17 protein-coding genes are annotated in these 17,293 nt (G+C 63.6%); all 17 read left to right on the top strand.

Annotated elements, in window-relative coordinates; translation table 11 throughout:
- Positions 1-25 precede the first annotated feature (25 nt).
- The 17 genes from J6524_RS04865 to J6524_RS04785 all read left to right on the top strand — a co-directional run bounded on the left by J6524_RS04865 (position 26) and on the right by J6524_RS04785 (position 17,292).
- Positions 26-415 (top strand): hypothetical protein, encoded by a 390-nt coding sequence (locus J6524_RS04865; RefSeq protein WP_225669201.1) that lies wholly within the window; start codon positions 26-28, stop codon positions 413-415.
- A 67-nt stretch (positions 416-482) separates the two neighbouring features.
- Positions 483-2,681, top strand: a complete 2,199-nt coding sequence (locus tag J6524_RS04860) for a portal protein (protein WP_225669200.1) — start codon at positions 483-485, stop codon at positions 2,679-2,681.
- A complete protein-coding gene (locus tag J6524_RS04855; RefSeq protein WP_225669199.1) occupies positions 2,682-3,107 on the top strand; it encodes a hypothetical protein in 426 nt (141 codons plus the stop codon).
- Positions 3,107-4,045 carry a hypothetical protein gene (locus J6524_RS04850; RefSeq protein WP_225669198.1) on the top strand — a complete coding sequence of 313 codons (939 nt, stop codon included), beginning with the start codon at positions 3,107-3,109 and terminating at the stop codon, positions 4,043-4,045. The genes J6524_RS04855 and J6524_RS04850 overlap by 1 nt, the downstream gene beginning before the upstream one ends.
- A gap of 9 nt (positions 4,046-4,054) precedes the next feature.
- Positions 4,055-4,711, top strand: coding sequence for a hypothetical protein (locus tag J6524_RS04845; protein WP_225669197.1), 657 nt, complete (start codon positions 4,055-4,057; stop codon positions 4,709-4,711).
- A 554-nt stretch (positions 4,712-5,265) separates the two neighbouring features.
- Positions 5,266-5,805 carry a hypothetical protein gene (locus tag J6524_RS04840; RefSeq protein ID WP_225669196.1) on the top strand — a complete coding sequence of 180 codons (540 nt, stop codon included), beginning with the start codon at positions 5,266-5,268 and terminating at the stop codon, positions 5,803-5,805.
- A gap of 181 nt (positions 5,806-5,986) precedes the next feature.
- Positions 5,987-7,063: a N4-gp56 family major capsid protein gene (locus J6524_RS04835; RefSeq protein WP_225669195.1), complete on the top strand. Its 1,077-nt coding sequence runs from the start codon at positions 5,987-5,989 to the stop codon at positions 7,061-7,063.
- 92 nt (positions 7,064-7,155) lie between these two features.
- Complete coding sequence (locus tag J6524_RS04830; RefSeq protein WP_225669194.1) at positions 7,156-7,572, top strand: hypothetical protein; 417 nt, start codon at positions 7,156-7,158, stop codon at positions 7,570-7,572.
- A 129-nt stretch (positions 7,573-7,701) separates the two neighbouring features.
- Positions 7,702-8,334 (top strand): phage adaptor protein, encoded by a 633-nt coding sequence (locus tag J6524_RS04825; protein WP_225669193.1) that lies wholly within the window; start codon positions 7,702-7,704, stop codon positions 8,332-8,334.
- Positions 8,334-9,818, top strand: a complete 1,485-nt coding sequence (locus J6524_RS04820) for a hypothetical protein (protein ID WP_225669331.1) — start codon at positions 8,334-8,336, stop codon at positions 9,816-9,818. The genes J6524_RS04825 and J6524_RS04820 overlap by 1 nt, the downstream gene beginning before the upstream one ends.
- A complete protein-coding gene (locus J6524_RS04815; protein ID WP_225669192.1) occupies positions 9,815-10,123 on the top strand; it encodes a hypothetical protein in 309 nt (102 codons plus the stop codon). The genes J6524_RS04820 and J6524_RS04815 overlap by 4 nt, the downstream gene beginning before the upstream one ends.
- The gene (locus J6524_RS04810) at positions 10,107-10,529 is read left to right on the top strand and encodes a hypothetical protein (protein WP_225669191.1); all 423 of its coding nucleotides are present in this window, start codon (positions 10,107-10,109) and stop codon (positions 10,527-10,529) included. The genes J6524_RS04815 and J6524_RS04810 overlap by 17 nt, the downstream gene beginning before the upstream one ends.
- On the top strand, positions 10,529-11,401 hold the full coding sequence (locus J6524_RS04805) for a tail fiber domain-containing protein (protein ID WP_225669190.1): 873 nt from the start codon (positions 10,529-10,531) through the stop codon (positions 11,399-11,401). Before J6524_RS04810 ends, J6524_RS04805 begins: the two co-directional genes overlap by 1 nt.
- Positions 11,402-13,075: a hypothetical protein gene (locus tag J6524_RS04800; protein ID WP_225669189.1), complete on the top strand. Its 1,674-nt coding sequence runs from the start codon at positions 11,402-11,404 to the stop codon at positions 13,073-13,075.
- On the top strand, positions 13,076-16,435 hold the full coding sequence (locus J6524_RS04795) for a hypothetical protein (RefSeq protein ID WP_225669188.1): 3,360 nt from the start codon (positions 13,076-13,078) through the stop codon (positions 16,433-16,435).
- Positions 16,432-16,581 (top strand): hypothetical protein, encoded by a 150-nt coding sequence (locus J6524_RS04790; RefSeq protein ID WP_225669187.1) that lies wholly within the window; start codon positions 16,432-16,434, stop codon positions 16,579-16,581. Before J6524_RS04795 ends, J6524_RS04790 begins: the two co-directional genes overlap by 4 nt.
- Before the next feature lie 12 nt (positions 16,582-16,593).
- On the top strand, positions 16,594-17,292 hold the full coding sequence (locus tag J6524_RS04785; RefSeq protein ID WP_225669186.1) for a lysozyme family protein: 699 nt from the start codon (positions 16,594-16,596) through the stop codon (positions 17,290-17,292).
- Position 17,293: the final 1 nt, after the last annotated feature.

The raw sequence follows: 17,293 nt of genomic DNA, 5'->3' as shown, positions 1-17,293 counted from the left end.
CGAAACTCTCAAACCTGGATGCTCCATGACCAAAATTGTCCCGACGATCGGCCGCATTGTCTATTTCACGCTCGCCGCCTGGCAGGCTGAGCAGATCAACAAGCGGCGCGATGATGCCGCGCGCTGCATCGACTATCACCGCTGGAAGAGCAACGGCGCACAAGTCCATATCGGCAACCGGGTGGAGGCTGATCAGGTCGTCCCGGCCATGATTGTCGCTGTTTGGGGCAACACGCCCGAAAGCGCCGTCAATCTGAAAGTGATACTCGACGGGACCGATGATTATTGGGTCACTTCGACCTCGGTCGAGGATGAGCGCGCCGACGGGGACGGCAATCCCATCCACACGCCTGGCCGTTATCACTGGATGCCCTACCAGATCGGGCAAGCCGCGAAGCACGCCAAATCGGAATAACCCGCGCGCGAAAACTCCCAGGCCGCCAATTCGGGCGGCCCGGGCCGTCATTCAGGGATTGGTTTGAATGCTCAACGACGCGGACAGCTATCAGGGCGGAAGCGACGCCGGCGAGAAGGTCGCGGACGCGGAAGCGCTCTTTTCCAGGCTCAAGCGCTGGGTGAAAACCGATCGCAACAGCAAGGGCCAAGTCAATTGGCGCCGCGAGGCCCGCGAAGATTTCGACTTTGAAGCCGGCGAACAGCTCAACGAGGAAGATAAGGCGATTTTGCAGGATGCAAAACGCCCGATCGTCATCTTTAACCGCGTCGGAACGACGGTCGACAGCGTCGCCGGTCAGGAAGTCGGCAACCGGCAGGAAGTGCGATATATCCCGCGCCAAGAAGGCGCGGTGAAGGTCAACGAGCTGCTGACGGCGGCGGCGAAGTGGTTTCGCCAGCAATGCGACGCGGAAGATGAGGAAAGCGACGCCTTCCGCGACATGGTTGTGTGCGGCATGGGCTGGACCGAAACCCGGTTGGACTACGAGGACAACCCGGAGGGCGACCCGAAGATTGACCGGACCGACCCGCTGGAAATGGTCTGGGACAGCGGCGCCAAAAAGCGCAACCTGGTCGACGCGCGGCGCGTGGCGCATATCCGGCGCGATGTCCCGATCGAAGAGGCCCGCGCGCTGTGTCCGGGGGATCCCGATCGGCCCTTTGATGATGCCGACTATAACGCCTCCTGGATCGGAGACGACAAGGACGGCGAGGAACCGCACCACGAGGACGGCAAAAGCTACGACAAGGACGAAAACACCGGCGACGACAAGGACGGCGACGACAAGTGCGTCACGCTGGTCCGTATCCAGTGGTGGGAGCGCGTCCCGGCCTATCTGGTGATCGATCCGACCAACCCAGGCAACATTCTGACGCTCGGCGCCGACGAATTCGGCGAGCTGCGCAAGAAAGCGAAGCTGGTCGGCGGTGATCTGCGCTTCACCAAGACGACGCGCAAGGTTTACCGACAAGCCTACCTCGGAAACGTGCTGCTCGAGGTCGGCGACGCGCCTTGCAAGGACCATTTTTCGTTCAAGTGCATGACCGGCAAGCGCGACCGGAACAAGAACACGTTTTTCGGCATCGTCCGCGCGATGAAGGATCCGGCCCGCTGGTCGAACAAGTGGATGTCGCAGACGATGCACATCATGAACACGACGGCGAAGGGCGGAATTGCCGTCGAAAAGGGCCAGTTCTTCGACAATGACGCGCAAGGCGAAGCCTCGTGGGCGCATCAAGACCAGGTGACGTTCCTCAAGGGCGGCGCGCTCTCCGGGACCAACCCGAAATTCATCGCAAAGCCGGTTTCACAGTTTCCGGCCGGCTCTTTCGAGCTGATGCAGTACGCGAACCAGTCGCTTCGCGACGTCTCCGGCGTCAATGTCGAAATCCTCGGTATGCAGCAGTCCGGATCGCAGGCCGCGAGCCTCGATTTGCAGCGCAAGCAATCGGCCTTGACGATCCTGCAACCGCTGTTCGATAGCCTCCGGCGCTACCGGAAAGAGCAGGGCCGGCTAATGCTGTACCTGATCCAGCACTATCTTTCGGACGGTCGATTGATCAAAATTGAGGGGCCCGAAGAAGCGCAATTCGTGCCGCTCATCAAACAGCAGGCCGATGCCGGCATGACCCAATACGAGGTCATCGTCGACGAAAGCCCGACCTCGGCCAACCAGAAAGAACAGACTTGGGCCATCCTGCAACAGCTCTTGCCCGTCATCGGCAAGATGCTTCCGCCGGCAACCTGGCTGGCGCTGCTCAAGTATTCGCCGCTCCCGACCTCCGCGCAAAAGGACATCGGGGACAGCATCAAGCAGTCGCAGGACCAACCGGACCCGGAACAGCAAAAGCGCGACGCTGAATTGAAGCTCGAGAACGACAAGGCTCAGGCGAAAATGGCGAACGACAAGGCCGCGTCTGACGCGAAAATCCAGGCGATGCGCGAAGAGGCGAAAGCCTCGATCGAGATTGAGCGCGAAAAGGCGCAGAGCGACGCGCTGATAAAGGCGCTGACCGCTTCTCAGGCTCCGGCAACCGGGCCGGACGGCCAGCCGATGCCGGCCGCGCCCGGCGCCGGCGTAGACACGGCCGCGCTGATCCTCGGCTTCATGCAGGAAATGCGGCGTGACATGGCGCAGCTCGCATCTGCGATGAACACTCCGAAACAACTGATCCGCAACGAGGCCGGCGAAATCGTCGGGATCGCACCAATGGGGGCTCAATAAGTGGCGGCTTTCAACAAATTCAATTCCTTTATCGGCGACCTCGGAAGCAAGGTCATCAATCTGAACACGGACGCGCTGAAGGTCATGCTGACGGACGTCGCGCCGGTCGCAACCAACAGCGTCAAGGCGAACCTGACCGAAATCGCGGCCGGCAACGGCTACACCGCGGGCGGTGGTGCGGCTGCCTTCACGTCCTGGTCGCAAACCGGCGGCGTGTGGAAGCTCGTCCTGGTGCCCGTCGTATTCACCGCGTCGGGCGGCAACATCGCTCAATTCCGATACGCCGCGCTCTATGACGACACGCCGACGTCGCCGGCCGATCCGCTGATCGGTTGGTGGGACTATGGCGCGGAAGTGAACCTGACGAACGGAAACAGCTTTACCGTCCAACTCGACACCACCAACGGCGTGTTCACGATCGGCTAATGGCTGCTTCATCCCTCATCAACGTTTGCCGCTTCAATCCGACCGCGGGCGGTACTACGGATTGGACCTATTCGAGCGCGGTCACCGGGTATCAATCGCCCTCGGCCGCCGGTGCAGTCAACGGCGCGCAATACAGCTATCGCGCCGAAAGCGCCGATCTGTCGCAATGGGAAATCGGGACTGGCACCTATAGCAGCGGGACCGGCGTTCTAACTCGAACGACGGTGCTTTTCAATTCGTCTGGCACTACGGCGAAAATCAACTTCTCCGCCGCGCCGCAAGTCGCGATTGTTGCGCTTGCTGAAGATATGTTTCCGCCGGCGCGCCGCACGCTTCCAACCACGCAGGTTTTTACGTCCGGTTCGGGCACCTATACGACGCCGGCCAACTGCCTCTGGATTGAGATCGAACTTGTTGGCGGCGGCGGCGGCGGTGCCGGTTCTGGCACGACGCCGGGCAACGGTGGCAACGGCGGTGCTACGACATGGGGCACGGGTCCGTTGCTATCGAGCGGCACGGCCTCCGGTGCAACGGGTGCAGCGGGCGGTGCGGGTGGTACGCCATCAGGCGGCTTCGTCAACAAGGCCGGAGCCTCGGGTGGAAACGGTTCTGGCCTGAATGCGACGGCTGGCGGCTTTGGCGCAAATTCACCTTATGGTGGCGCTGGTGCAGGCGGCGCGGCTGGCGCGGGCGCTGGCGTTGCGGCGGCGGCCAATACAGGCTCTGGCGGCGGTGGCGGCGGCGTCAATACGACCGTTAACGGTGGCGGTGGCGGTGGCGCGGGTGGATTTGTCCGCGCGATCATCAACTCACCGGCCGCGACCTATTCCTATGCAGTTGGTGCGGGCGGAACGGCCGGCACGGCAGGCACGAGCGGCGCAGCGGGCGGTGCGGGCGGTTCTGGTTTCATTCAAGTAACCGAACACTACGGAACGTAGCGGGCTGGTATGTCTCTTCTCGGCTTTGATGCGATCGGGCGGCTCGCCCTCGGGCAAATCCAGCAAGGCGGCGTCACGAATATCGTTATGCCGGCGGCCGCTGGCGCCTTCGCCTTTGCCGGCGTGGCGGCGACGTTCAAGATCACGGAGGCGGCGAACGTCGGCGCCTTCACGCTCGCCGGTGCCGCAACCTTCAATATCCGCGAGATCGCGGCACCTGGCTCCTTTACGCTATCGCTCCAAACCGCGACGCTCGGCCGGACGCTATCCGCCGCGGTCGGAACGTTCACGCTCACCGGCATTGACCCCGACGAAGCGCTGAACGAGGACGCGGACCCCGGCGCTTTCGTCTTTACCGGCAACGACGCGCCGCTGATCCGAACCGGCTTTGATTACGAGTTTCAACAGGGTGGCATTGGGCACTATCTGTTAGAGCTCGAGCGCGCGAAGCAACTTGCCGCGATTACGCGCAAGGTGCCGGGCGTGCCGATCGACCGGCGGACCGTTCCGCGGTTCGAGCCTCTACGGGCCTCGCCGATCGCGCCGCCGGCGCCGGCGGTGGATCTGGCGGCCGTTCAAAACGAACGCCTGGCGGCGGCTGCGGCTGAGGCGGCAAAGATGCGCCGCCGGCGGGATGAAGAGGCGCTGTTACTTCTTGCTTGCTGAGTGCGGTTAATCCGGACGCGGACCAATTCCGGCGAAGCCGGATTTCCGCGCGCGGCGGTTTCCGCGTTTTCTGAGCCGGCAGGGCCGGCAGAAGGCAAGCAAGCATGTCAACAGGAGCAGCAGCAGTATCAACGCCCGTCGAGTCCGGCGGCCTCCCGTCACTCTCGGCGGAGGAAGAGGCTTTTTTCTCGAGCGGCGGCGAAAGCGAAATTCCGGCCGGTGGCGAAGGTGGCGCGGATGCCGGCGGTGGAGCTGGCGGAAGCGAAGGCGGCGAGGGAAATCCCGCCGGCGCTACGGGCAAGCAGCCTGACGCGCCGAAAAACGATCACGTCCCGCTTGCAACGTTCCTGGAAGAGAAGAAAGCCCGCAAAGAGCTGGCGACCAGGCTTGCGGAGCAGGATCGGCAGCTAGCCGAATTTCGCGGCAAGTTCTCGATTATCGACAAGCTCAAGCTTGCCGGTGGCGAGCAAGATCCGCAAGCACCGGCGGCGCCGCCATCCGTCGAAGATGATATTTTCGGCGCCGTCCGACACATCGGCGAAACCGTCGCGCAAATGGAAAAGCGGCAGGCGGACGAAAAGGCGGCGAAGGAAGCCAACGACAAGGCGGCGGCCGAACAAAAGACTTTTGTGGATAACTACACGAAGGCTTGCAACGAGTTCGAGAAAACCACGCCGGATTTCAAGGTGGCCTATGACTTCCTTCTGAATTCGCGCGCCGCCGAGTTGCGGGCGATCGGCTATGAAACGCCTGAAACGTTACATCAAGCGTTGATCGCCGATGAATTCGCCATTGCTCAGATGGCGTTCGAGCGCGGCAAGAGCCCGGCGGAACTGATTTACAGTCTGGCAAATCAGCGGGGTTACAAGAAAGCAGCGGCCGCCAATCCCAGCGGGGATGCCGAGAAGGCAGCGGCCGAGAAGTTGGCGACGATCGAACGCGGGCAGGCGGCACATAAGAGCCTGTCCAATACGGGCGGAAGCTCGGGCGATCAGGAAATGACGGCGGAAGCATTGATTGCCATGCCGGCGGAAGAGTTCGAAGCCTGGTGCGAAAAGAACCCGGCGAAGGCTCGGAGAATTTTTGGCGGCTAACGCCGCGTGAGTGTGAACTGAGTAAGGGCCCGCGGGAGCCTTAACCAATCCCGTTTTCGCCTGGCGCCCGTCACAGCGCTACGCCTCCACCGAAGGCGGGAAATCTCGGTGTTGCGCTCGATCGCAGCGTTTCGCGGTCAACCCACAGCACCCCGATTTTCACCTTTGGAGGCATCAAAAGATGTCTGTGACTTCCTATGGCGTGAATGACGCCCTGTCCAACAAGCTTTGGGCAAAAAAGCTCAACCTCGAAGCGTTGAAGCAGACCTATTTTGGCCGGTTCATGGGCGAGGGCTCGTCCAACATGATCCAGGTCAAGACCGACTTCGAAAAGTCGGCCGGCGACGAACTGACCATCGGCTTGCGTGTCCAGCTGGAAGGCGACGGCACCACCGAAGGGCAGGTTTTGCAGGGCAACGAAGAGGCGCTTTCGACCTATTCGGACAAGTTCAAGATCAACGAGCTTGCCCATGCGGTCCGCGTCCGCAACAAAAACACGATCGATGCGCAGCGCGTGCCGTTCAACCTCCGCAGCGAGGCCAAGGACGGCCTGAACGACTGGTTTTCCAACCGGTTTGATACCTGCATGGCAAACCATCTGTGCGGCAATACGCTGGCGACCGATGGTCGCTATACCGGCAACAACACGGTGACGGCACCGTCCACCAATCGTATCTATCGGCCCGGCGGCGCGACCGATGACGCGACGATCAACGGCGACAACACGAAGTTTTTCAAGCTCGATATCATCGACGCTTTCGTTGAAGCCGCCGGCACCGCTTCGCCAATGATCCGCCCCATCATGGTCAACGGCGAAAAGAAGTATCTCGGCTTCCTGCACGACTATCAGGTGACCGCGATGCGGACCTCCACCGATGCCGGCCAGTGGCTCGACATCCAGAAGGCCGCTCTCGCCGGTGGCGCCGCCTCGAAATCGCCGATCTATACCGGCGCGCTCGGCGAGTACAACAACGTGGTTCTGCACAAGTGGAATCGCATCACGAACGGCATTTCCAATGCTGGTGCGGTGCAGGCGAACACCCGCCGCGCCGTGTTCTGCGGTGCGCAGGCTGGCGTTGTCGGTTTCGGCAAGGAGTTTTCGAAGGGCTCTCACTTCAAATGGATTGAAGAGCTGTTCGACTACGAACGCGAGCTTGGCGTTTCCGGGCAAACCGTCTGGGGCATCAAAAAAAGCGTGTTCAACAGCGAGGACTTCGGCGTCTGGGTCGCCACGACCTACGCGGCGAAGAAGGCGTAAGCCCTCAACCGTCCCTGAAACCGTGAGGGCGTAAGTCCCGCGAAGCAAGGCGCTTCGCGGGCGGCCTCTCAAAAGCTACGAAGAGGCAAAAAATGGCGACCAACACCAAAGGCACTTCCGCCCGGCAGTACCGGGAGCAGCAGGTTCACTATCTGCGCTTCCTGGTGAACTACAACGATGCCGGCATTGCCGCCGGCGTCAAAAAGCAGACCTTGCCGAAAGGCGCGATCATCGTCGGCACCGACGTTCACAACGCTACCGCGTTCAACGCGGGTACCACGAACGTTCTCACTGTCGGCGGCGGCACGAATTTCAATGAAATCGTGGCCGCCGGTGACGTCGACGAAACCGCCACGGGCCTGACGCAGAACATCAAGCCGACGTCGACCTTCCTCGGCCCGCTGGCCGCCGATACCGACGTGTACGTGAAGTACACTCAGACCGGCACCGCCGCGACCGCGGGCAAGGCCACCGTCATCGTCAAATACGTGGTCGACAACGACCTGTAACGCCGGTGGATATCTGGCTGCACTTCGCGGGGGCGGCGCTGGTTCTCGAGCAACCGGCGCCGCCTTCCGTCCATATGCTGGCGACGGAAGCCGCGCTGGCGCTCGCTTCTCCGGCTGTGACGGTGGCAGATGGCAAAGACGTTTCTCGACCTCCGAAACCGGATCGCAGCGGACCTGACGCGCGACGATCTGGCGGACGAAATCAAAAGCGCGGTCGGCGACGCAGTTGACCATTACGAAACGTTGCGTCTCTACTTCAACGTCACGCGCTCCAAGACCTTTTCGACCGTAATCGGGCAGGTGGCTTACGGTGCCGCGGCGCTCGCCGAAATCCCGGACATCATTTCGCTGGATACGCTGTTCCTGTTCGACGGCACGCGGCCGTTAGAGCTCGATAAGTACGAGGTGGACGAATTCGAGTGGCTGCAAGGCTCGATGACCGGCGCCGGCCGGCCGGTCGCCTACTGCTACACGGATAGCCAAATATTGCTCTGGCCGGTCCCGGTCGCGGTCTACACCATGCGGCCGCACATGCACTTCAAGCTTCCGGCGCTGGTCAACGACACTGATAGCAACGCCTGGACGAACGACGCTGAACAGTTGATCCGCTGCCACGCGAAATTGCTGCTCTATACCAACGTGATCGAGGACACGGAGGGCATGCAGCGGATGCAGGTTCAAATCCAGCCGCTCGCCGATCGCCTCGCCTACAAAACCTCGGGGCGCGCGGCGACGGGCCGAATTCGCGGGACGTGCTGGTAATGGCAATTGTCCCATTTGGAGAATATCGGCCGGACGTTTCCGACTATCAGGCGAGGAACAGCCAAAGCCTGTTAAATGTAGTCCCGCGCGGCGACGGTTATGGGCCTTTCCCCAGCTTGGCTGCGATATCGCAATCGCTTGGCCTGCAATGTCGCGGCGCTCTGGCCGCGTACAAGAACGACGGTTCGGTCGTTGTGTTCGCGGCGACCGCGACGGACCTCTACTTGCTGAACAACACCACCTACGGATGGTCGAAGGTCTCCAAGGGTGGTGGGCCTTACGCCGCTATCCCGACCGCGGATCAATGGCAGTTCGCAAAATTCAATAACCTGGTGATCGCGGTTCAAGTCAACGTCGCGCCGCAGGTGTTTGACATTACGACGTCCTCGGCATTCGCGGATCTGGCGGGCAACCCGCCGCAGGCGCGCTATATCGGCATCGTCGGTAAATTCGCGGTGCTGACCGGCCTTCTGAACAATCCCGGCCGGGTTAAGTGGTCCGGACTGAATGACGTCAACGGGCCGAATTCCTGGACGGCCGGCATCAATTCGAGCGACGAGCAAGATTTGGTCGACGGGGGCATTTGCCGTGGCATCGCGGGCGGCGAAAGTGGCGTTCTGCTGCAAGATACGGTCGTTCGGCGGATGATCTATTTGCCGGGCGATCCGCGCGTTTTCCAGATTGAAAAAATCGCGGAAGAGCTGGGACTGTATGGGCCTTATAGCCTCATCCGCTCGGGACCCACGGTGTTTTTCTATTCGCTCAAGGGCTTTCACAAGATCGACCCGGGCGGCGTCCCGGTGCCGATCGGCCGCGAGCGGGTCGACCGGACCTTTTTCAAGGATTTGGATGCCGCGAACCTGCAACTCTTCCTTGGAGTCGCCGACCCGCGTTCCTCGCGCGTCCTGTGGTTCTACAAATCGGTGAACGGCTCGGTAAACCAGTTCGACAAAGCGCTTTGCTATGATCCGGTGCTAGACCGCTTCACGCCGCTGCGCGTCTCCGGCGAGTTCGTTTTCAGCATGGCGCAACCAGGTATCACGCTTGAAGCCCTCGACGCGCTCGCGCCGGGCGGAAGCCTCGATGCCATGACGCAATCGCTCGATAGCTTTCAATCGGCGATTGTGCCGGAGCTGGCCGCGTTCGACGGCTCGCATCTGCTGAACTTCTTCCGCGGTCCAAATTTGGAAGCGACGCTGGAAACTGCGGAGCAGGGCACGGACGGCCGGCGCGTCAAAATGAAGGTCGGTTTCCGGCCGGTGTCGGATGCGACGGCGGTCTACGGCTCGGCCTCGCGCCGCGAAAACCTGCAACAGGCTGTCGCGGCCGGCTCCGAAAGCCTGGTGAACGCGAAAACCGGCATCTGCAACATGCGCGTTGACACTCGCTACTCCCGGTTCAAGTGCCGAATTCCGGCCGGCGCGGTGTGGACCTTCATAAACGGGGTGGAGCCGGCGGACCTCAAAGCGACGGGTAAACGATGACGGTTTTTCTTCCGGCGACGAACGAAAAAGAACTCGCGAAATATGCCCTCGCGCTGCAACAGCTCGCGGCGGGCCGCTCGAACGCCACCGGCTCCGTGACGCTCGCTGCCGGCGCGACGTCCACGACGATTTCGGCTGAAAACTGCGCGCCGCAGAGTGCGGTTTTCTTGTTCCCGAGAACGGCAAATGCCGCGGCGGCGCTCGCCACAACGTTCATTAACTCGGTTGGGAAACAGTCGTTCACGATCACCCACGCGAACAACGCTCAAACCGACCGGTCCTTTTTCTATGTCTGCCTCGGCTAGCCTCATCTGTGTTCATCCGAAAGACGTTCCCGCGATCTGGCCGCTTGTCGCCGATCGGCTGCGCGCGGCCTATCTCCGTACCGATCTGAGCCACACCGCTGACCTTGAGCGCGATGTTTTGCAGGGCGGCGCGGTGCTGTGGGTGGCGGCTTGCCCCGGCGTGCCCGTTGCCGAAATCGAAGCCGCGCTCGTCGCGAAGCTTGTCCGGACAGATCGCAACTTGGTTTGCATCATCACCGCTTGCGGCGGCTCGAATATGTCGCGTTGGTTCGACCATCTGGCCGCAATCGAACGGTGGGCCAAGGCCGAGGGCGCGGCGAAGATCAGGCTATTCGGCCGTAAAGGCTGGCTGCGCCTCTTGAAACAGTATCAGGCGAAAAACGTCGTTCTCGAGAGGGCCCTGTAATGGGTGGCACTAGCAAAACCACGCAAACGCAAACGCAGCAGCTTGCGCCGTATGATCCGGCGAACCCGGCTTTGCAGGGCATTTTGAGCGGGATTACCAGCATGGTCCCGCAGGCCGGTTTGAGCTACAAAACGTCGGGCGCGCTGGACGCGATCGAGGCGAACGCGGCCAAGGCGGGCGCGACCTTTTCGCCGGCGATCACGTCCGGAACGCTCGGCCTACTCAATGGCGGCGGCGCGACCAAATACGACCCGGCGATTACGGCAAACCTCGACACGCTGTCAAAAGGCATCCTCGGGCAGACGGCGAGCGGCGCAAACATCGGCAACAATCCGGGGCTGAAAGCGCAGCTCGACCAGATCCGAACGGACGTCACGGACCAGGTTAACGGCGCCTGGGCGGCCGCCGGCCGCGACGGCTCGCCCGGCAACATGCAGGCGCTCGCGCGAGGCATCGCAGCGGGAACGGCGCCAGTGATCGCCGCGCAGTACAACGCGGACACGGATCGCGCGATGAACGCCGCAACCGCGCTCTATGGCGCGGGAAATACGACTTACGGCATCCTGAACGACAACCAGGCCAAGGCGAACGCGAATTTCACCAGTGGCGTTGGTACGGCCGGCGATGCGATCGACGCAAGCAATTACGGCGCGAACGCCGCTCTCCGGGCGGAAGCGCAGCGCTTCGGCATCCCGGCGTCGCAATATGCAACACTGCTCGGCTCAATCGCGCCGATCGCGGCGCAGTTCGGCACCAATACCGGCCACTCGGAAGGCGAGACGCAGATGAGCGGCGCGCAACAGTTCGCGTTGATCGCAAGCGGCCTCGGCTCGCTGTGGCCGAAGGGCAATATCAGCTTTGGAGCGTCTTAAATGGCGGGCATTCTTGATCTTCTGACGGGGCAAGCCGGCGGGCCTTGGAGCCTGCTTTATCCCGATCGGCTTCCGATCACGGACGCAAATCAGGCGAGCCCGTTTGACAACGCAGCGTGGCCGGCCGGCCCGCGCGGAGCTCCGCTCCCGGTGGTGTATCCGCAGGGCGGCGACCCGATGACGGCAGGCGGGCCGGTTTCGAACGGTCCCGGCCTGTCGAAGCCCGATCCGGCGCCGACTACGGCGGCGAATATCCCGGCTTCGTGGGGCGCGCTCTATCCATCTTCGCTGAACGCGGAAGCGGACCAGGCGCAACAGGCCCGCGAGGCGGCCGCGTCGGTCCTGGCGCGGCGTTTCCGCGCTGCCTCGCACGCTCCGGCGCCGGAAGCGGCGCCGGCTCCGTTCGGCGCCGGTGCTGTGCCGTTCGGTTTCGCCGGTCCTGGCTCGATGAACGTTAGCCCGGCCGATATCGCGCCGGCTCCCGCGCCTTCGCCGTTCGCCGGCGGAGCAAGGCCGGTGCCGTTCGCTGCCGGCCCGGTGACGCAACAGCCTGCGCCGCGGTCGACGGAAGTTTCGTCGGTGAACCGCGACCGCGCGCCGGACGATTTCATTCCGGTGGGCGATTATCAGATGCCGGCATTTCGCGGCGGTGCTCCGGCCGAACCGGCCGCGGCGCCTTCTGCCGCGCCTGCCGTGGCTCGTGGCGCGCCTTCTTCTCCGGCGCCGTTCTCTCTTGCCGGCAACGGCGGCGGTGCTGGCGATCGGCTGATGAAGGCCACGCGCGGTTTTATGGGCAATATGTCGGCCGGTCCGATCGGCGCGCTTATGGGCGGCCTCGGCGCGCTCGTGACCGGACAAAACACGGATCCCAGCTCGATCGCGGCGGAGCAAAACAGCATGTCGGCGCGCGCGCTGCTGGCGAAGGGTGCCACGCCGGAGGAAGTGCAGGCCGCGCGCTACAATCCGGCGCTGATGAAAGCGTTGATTGATAACTATTACGGCAAAGACCGCTGGACCGTCGTGCAGACCGGCGAGGACGATCAAGGCCGCAAGACGTTCATGCAACAGAACCAGGTCGACGGCACGTTGCGGCCGATCCAGGGCGCGGCCGCGGGCGGCTCCGGCTCGAGCGCGGGCGATTTTGTGACCGGGCCGGGCGGGGAGCGGATACAGATCCCGCCGGGCGTTGATCGCAAGGCGTTCATCAAGCGAATTACCGAAGCGAACGCGGACGCGGCAACCGGCAAGGGCACGGAAGCGCAGGGCAAAGCCGGCAAGTTCACCACGATCGCGACGGACGCTGAAAAGGTCATCAAGAACGTTGAAGCTCAGGGGCAAAACGTCTGGGGCCGGCTCACTGACAATTTGCCGATGGGCGGCGCCTATCTGCAATCGCCCGAATATCAGAAATACAAGGCGGCAAAGGAAGCGTTCATTGGCGCGCATCTTCGCGACGTCTCCGGCGCGGCGATCGGCACGCCCGAATATGTGCGCGCCGAAAAAACCTTCTTCCCGCAGCCTGGCGAGGGTCCGGAAGTCGTCCGGCAAAAGGCCGCTCTGCGCGCGAATTTGATTGAGACAATGAGGCGCGAGGCGGGCCCCGGCTTCAAGCCGCCCACGGCTGGCGCGGCAACCGGCAAGACGTCCAGCGGCATTACTTGGAGCGTTCAATAAATGCCCGTTCTTACGATCGGCGATAAATCGGTGACGGTCGGCGATGAGTTCTTGAAGCTCTCGCCGGACCAGCAAAACGCGACCGTCGAAGAAATCGCGGCCTCGATCGGCGCCAAGCCGGCGGCGCCGGCGGCTGCTCCGGCTCCGGAAGCGGCGCCGGTGACGGTCAACAACGTTGTGCGCTCGGCCGCGACCGGCGTTCCGATCGTCGGCGGGCTCTTGAATAAGCTGGATGCCGCGACGAACGCGGCGCTCGCGCCGGCGCTCAACCGCTTCTTCGCTCCGGAAGATCAATTGAAGGGCGAAACGTTTCAGGAGCGTTACGCGAATTCGCTCCGCGACCAGGAAGGCGCCGACAAGAAATTTTCGGCCGAACATCCTGTTGTCGACACGGCGGCGCAGCTCGCCGGCGGTGTCGCTTCGATGGCGCCGGTTATGGCAGCGGCTCCGAAAGCGTTCGGCATTACCGGGACGATGCGCGAAATGGCAACGCGCGGCGCAATCTCGGGCGCGGCGGTGTCCGGTGCTGACGCGGCGGTGCGCGGTCACGACGTCGCGCCGGCGGCGGCGATCGGCGGCATTGTCGGCGGCGCGGCCGGCCCGGTCGGAAAGGGCGTCGGAAAGGTGGTTGCGGCGGTCGCCGATCGCGTACGGCCGGCTCCGGCGCCGGTGCCGCAAGCCAGCGCCAAGGTCGGCGACGTCGAAATCCCGTTGTCACAGTCTCAGGTGACGCAAAACCCGGCGCTGTCGGCGGAAGAGCAGATTTTGTTGCGCGGCGGCCGCGGTGAGGCGGCGCAAGTGCAAGCGCAGGGCTTCAAGGATTTGCAGGACGCTCGGGTGGGCGAGGCGCGGGACAATCTGGCGGCCTTGCTCGATCCGACCGGCGCCAGTGCGCGAACCGCGCCGAACGACGCGGCGGAAAAGATCGCCTCGGAATTGATCGCGGCGGAACAGGCGCGGCAAGCCTCGGCGGCCGGCGTGCACGCGGGCGAAATGTCGCCGGCGCAACAGCGCGTCGACATGGCGCGCGCGATCGGCGGCGGGCAAATTCGCGCGGCCGCTCCGGTCGACGCGGCGGAAATGCTGTCGGATCGCTTTGCGGCGGCCCGTAATGCGGCGCGCGCGGACTACCGCGGAAAGTATCGGCAGGTCGCGGAAGCGCCCGGCGAGTTCGCGCCGGGCTCTGCGGCGGGCTTCCGTAACGATGTCGACGCCGCATTGCGCGCCGGTGAAAACCCGGTGTCGCTGGATGCCGTCAACACTCCGAAGTCGCTGCACGCGCTGCAAGTCATTGACCACAATCTGAACGCGGTCGGTCCTGGCGCACGGCCGGCGCCGGCCGTTCCTGGCGCTCCGGCGGCCGCGGCCGATGAGCACGCGCGAAACCTCGCGGACATTCGCGCGAAGTTCGGCGATGACGTTGCAGCGGCTTACGATCGGCAAAAGGCGGCGGCTGCGCCGGCGCCGGCTCCTGCGGCGCCAAAGGCGCAAAGCCTGCTCGAATTCCTCGCCTCAAAGGGCGGCCTTGGGCCGGATGCCGAACTAGAGGCGATCGGCGGGCTCGGCCACACGGTCAACGTTGAGGGCGTCGGGCGTCGCAAGCTGGTTCGGCAAGGCGGCTGGCCGCTCGATTATGCGCGCGAGGCGGCGGAGGAAGCCGGCTATCTGCACGGAAACCACAACGGAACGTCGACCGTCAACGATCTGCTCGACGCGATCGACGCGGAAATGCGCGGCCAAAAGCGTTTCCCGGCCGGCTTCGAAGGCCACGTTGGCAAGCGCGAGGCCCGCGCGCGTTCGGAGCGCGAGCAACACGAATTCGACGCGCACATGCGCGGCATTGAAGAGGACTTGAACGCCGCCGGCTACGGTGAACTTGGCAGCGACGTGAGGCAGCGCGCCGTTAAATTGATGGCGGATGAGGGCGCTTCTGCCGACGACGCGGTAGAGCGGGCCTTTCGCCAACTGGAAATGGAAGATAACGCGGTGCCGCGCGCCTCCGACTTCCCCGGCGATCGGCCCGCGGCGCCGGCGGCGGAAGCGCCGGCGGCCGGCTCCGGCTTCACCATGCGCGACGTTGAACAGGTGCGAAAGCAGCTCTCGACGCTGTACGGTGACGCGCGGCGCGCAATGATGGCGGGCGGCTCGGGCGCGGATCTCCACGCGCTCGAGGCGATCCAGGACGCCTTCGACGCACGCGTTCGGCAAATGGTCGCTGATGGCAAATTCGCTGGCGACGGCCCGGCGGTGCTCCGGATGCAGGAGGAAGCGCGGGCGGCCTTTGCCGACTACAAACAGAAGTTCGCCAAGCGCGGCGCCGGCGACACGATCGGGGCGGCCGTTGAAAAAATCCTGGGGAAATTCTCCGACACGCGGGCAACGCCGGACGAAATCGTAAAGCTCGCCTATGGCTCCGGCTCGGCGCCGGGCGGGCAAATGCCGGTGCAAATCGCGCAACGGATAGAGCGGATTTTCGGCCGAAACTCGGATGAGTTCGCGACCTACAAACAGGGGATTTTCGCGCATCTGACGGACGGCGAGCCGGCCGCGGTGGCGACGCGCATTGATGAATTCCTGAACGGCACAAAGGGCCGGATGCTGGCTCATACCGTGTTCGACCAGGCAGAACGCGCCCAACTCGTGCGCTATGCCGATCGGCTTCGCAACGTCGCAACGCCGGAAGCGGTTGAACCTGGCGCGGCCGCGGCCGCTGTTCGCCGCTACAGCGGCGCGGACGGTTCGCCGCCGGCGTCTGCCAACAAGATCATCAACGATTTGATGGGCGCGACCGGCAAGGGAAGCGGCGTCAATGCGCCGCTGATCGCCGCGGATCTGAAAAAGCGGCTTTCGCCGGAGGGCTGGACGGCGCTCCGTCAAGGCGTGTGGGAGAAGCTGACGAACGCCGGCGAGGGCAAAATTCCGTTCGAGGCTCAAGCCTTGTCGCAACGGCTGCACGAATTCCTGAACGGGAGCGGCGCGCAACTGTCCAAGGTGCTGTTCTCGGCTCGCGAATTGGAGCTGATGAGCCAGCTTGCGAGCGTCTACAAACAGATGATCCCGGTTAAGGGGACGACAAACCCAAGCGGAACGGCTCCGATGCTGGCGAAGATCGCGAACGGCGCGCGGGCTTCGTTGCTGCCGCTGCTCGGCTTCTCCGGCGGCGGGCTTCCTGGCGCGGCGATCGCGTTTGCGGTCGACAAGGGGGCGGCCAAGGTCGCGGAAAAGAACGCGGCGCGGAAGGCAACGGAATTGTTCTATGGGCCGCAAGCAAAGCGGCCGATCGACCCGCGCTATTCCAAGGGGCTCGGCCTGCTATCGCAAGGCGCGCTGCCGGCGGTCAATCAGGGGCGGGGACGTTGACGGCGATCGGCCAAATGGGCGGCGCCGATCATGAGGGCAATCACCGCGAAGCCGGCGAGGGCGCCGAAATTGTCAACGATGCCGTGCGCGAGGAACCGGACACCAAGCATGGCGACGGCAAAAACGACGATGCAGACGAGGATTAAGGGGCGCGGCATATGAGCCTTTCGGATCGAATTTTTTCTGTGGAAAGCGGGGGCGACGCGAACGCAAAGAACCCGAATTCGTCCGCGCTCGGCGCCGGCCAGTTTATCGAGGGCACTTGGCTTGCCATGCTCGCGAAGCATCGTCCGGACATTACCGGGTCTCGTGACGAACTTTTGGCGCTGCGGACCAACAAAGACCTGTCTCGGGAAATGACGGACGCCTATGCGGCGGATAACGCCGGCATCCTACGCGGCGCCGGACTCCCTGTCACGCCTGGGACAACCTATCTCGCGCATTTCGCCGGCCCGAAAGGCGCGGTCGGTCTGCTTAACGCTGATCCGAATACGCCGGCGGGCGCGATCATGGGTGCGGCGGCGGTGAAGGCAAATCCCTTCCTGGCGCGCATGACCGCCGGCGACGTTGCGGCCTGGGCGGATCGCAAGATGGGCGGCGGCGGAGCTCCAATGTCGATGGCTGGGCCTCGGCCGGCCGCGGCGCCGGCTCCTGCCGCTGCGGTCCCTGCCGGCGTCACCGCGAGCGCAGATCCCGCGCCGGCGGCGAAAGAGGCGGCCTTTCAAATCACCGGCTCGGGCGGTGGGCCGGCTATGGACATCGCCGCGCTCTCCGCAACGCCGCAACTCACAAACCTTTTGCGCGCTCGCCCTAGCTTCTTCGGACTGAAAACCGCGCCGTTTTCTCTGAGAGGTTAGA

The organism is Bradyrhizobium hereditatis (assembly GCF_020329435.1).
In the GTDB taxonomy this organism is placed as follows: domain Bacteria; phylum Pseudomonadota; class Alphaproteobacteria; order Rhizobiales; family Xanthobacteraceae; genus Bradyrhizobium; species Bradyrhizobium hereditatis.
Note: the sequence above shows the minus strand (reverse complement) of the source record. Positions and strands in the feature narration are given on the sequence as shown.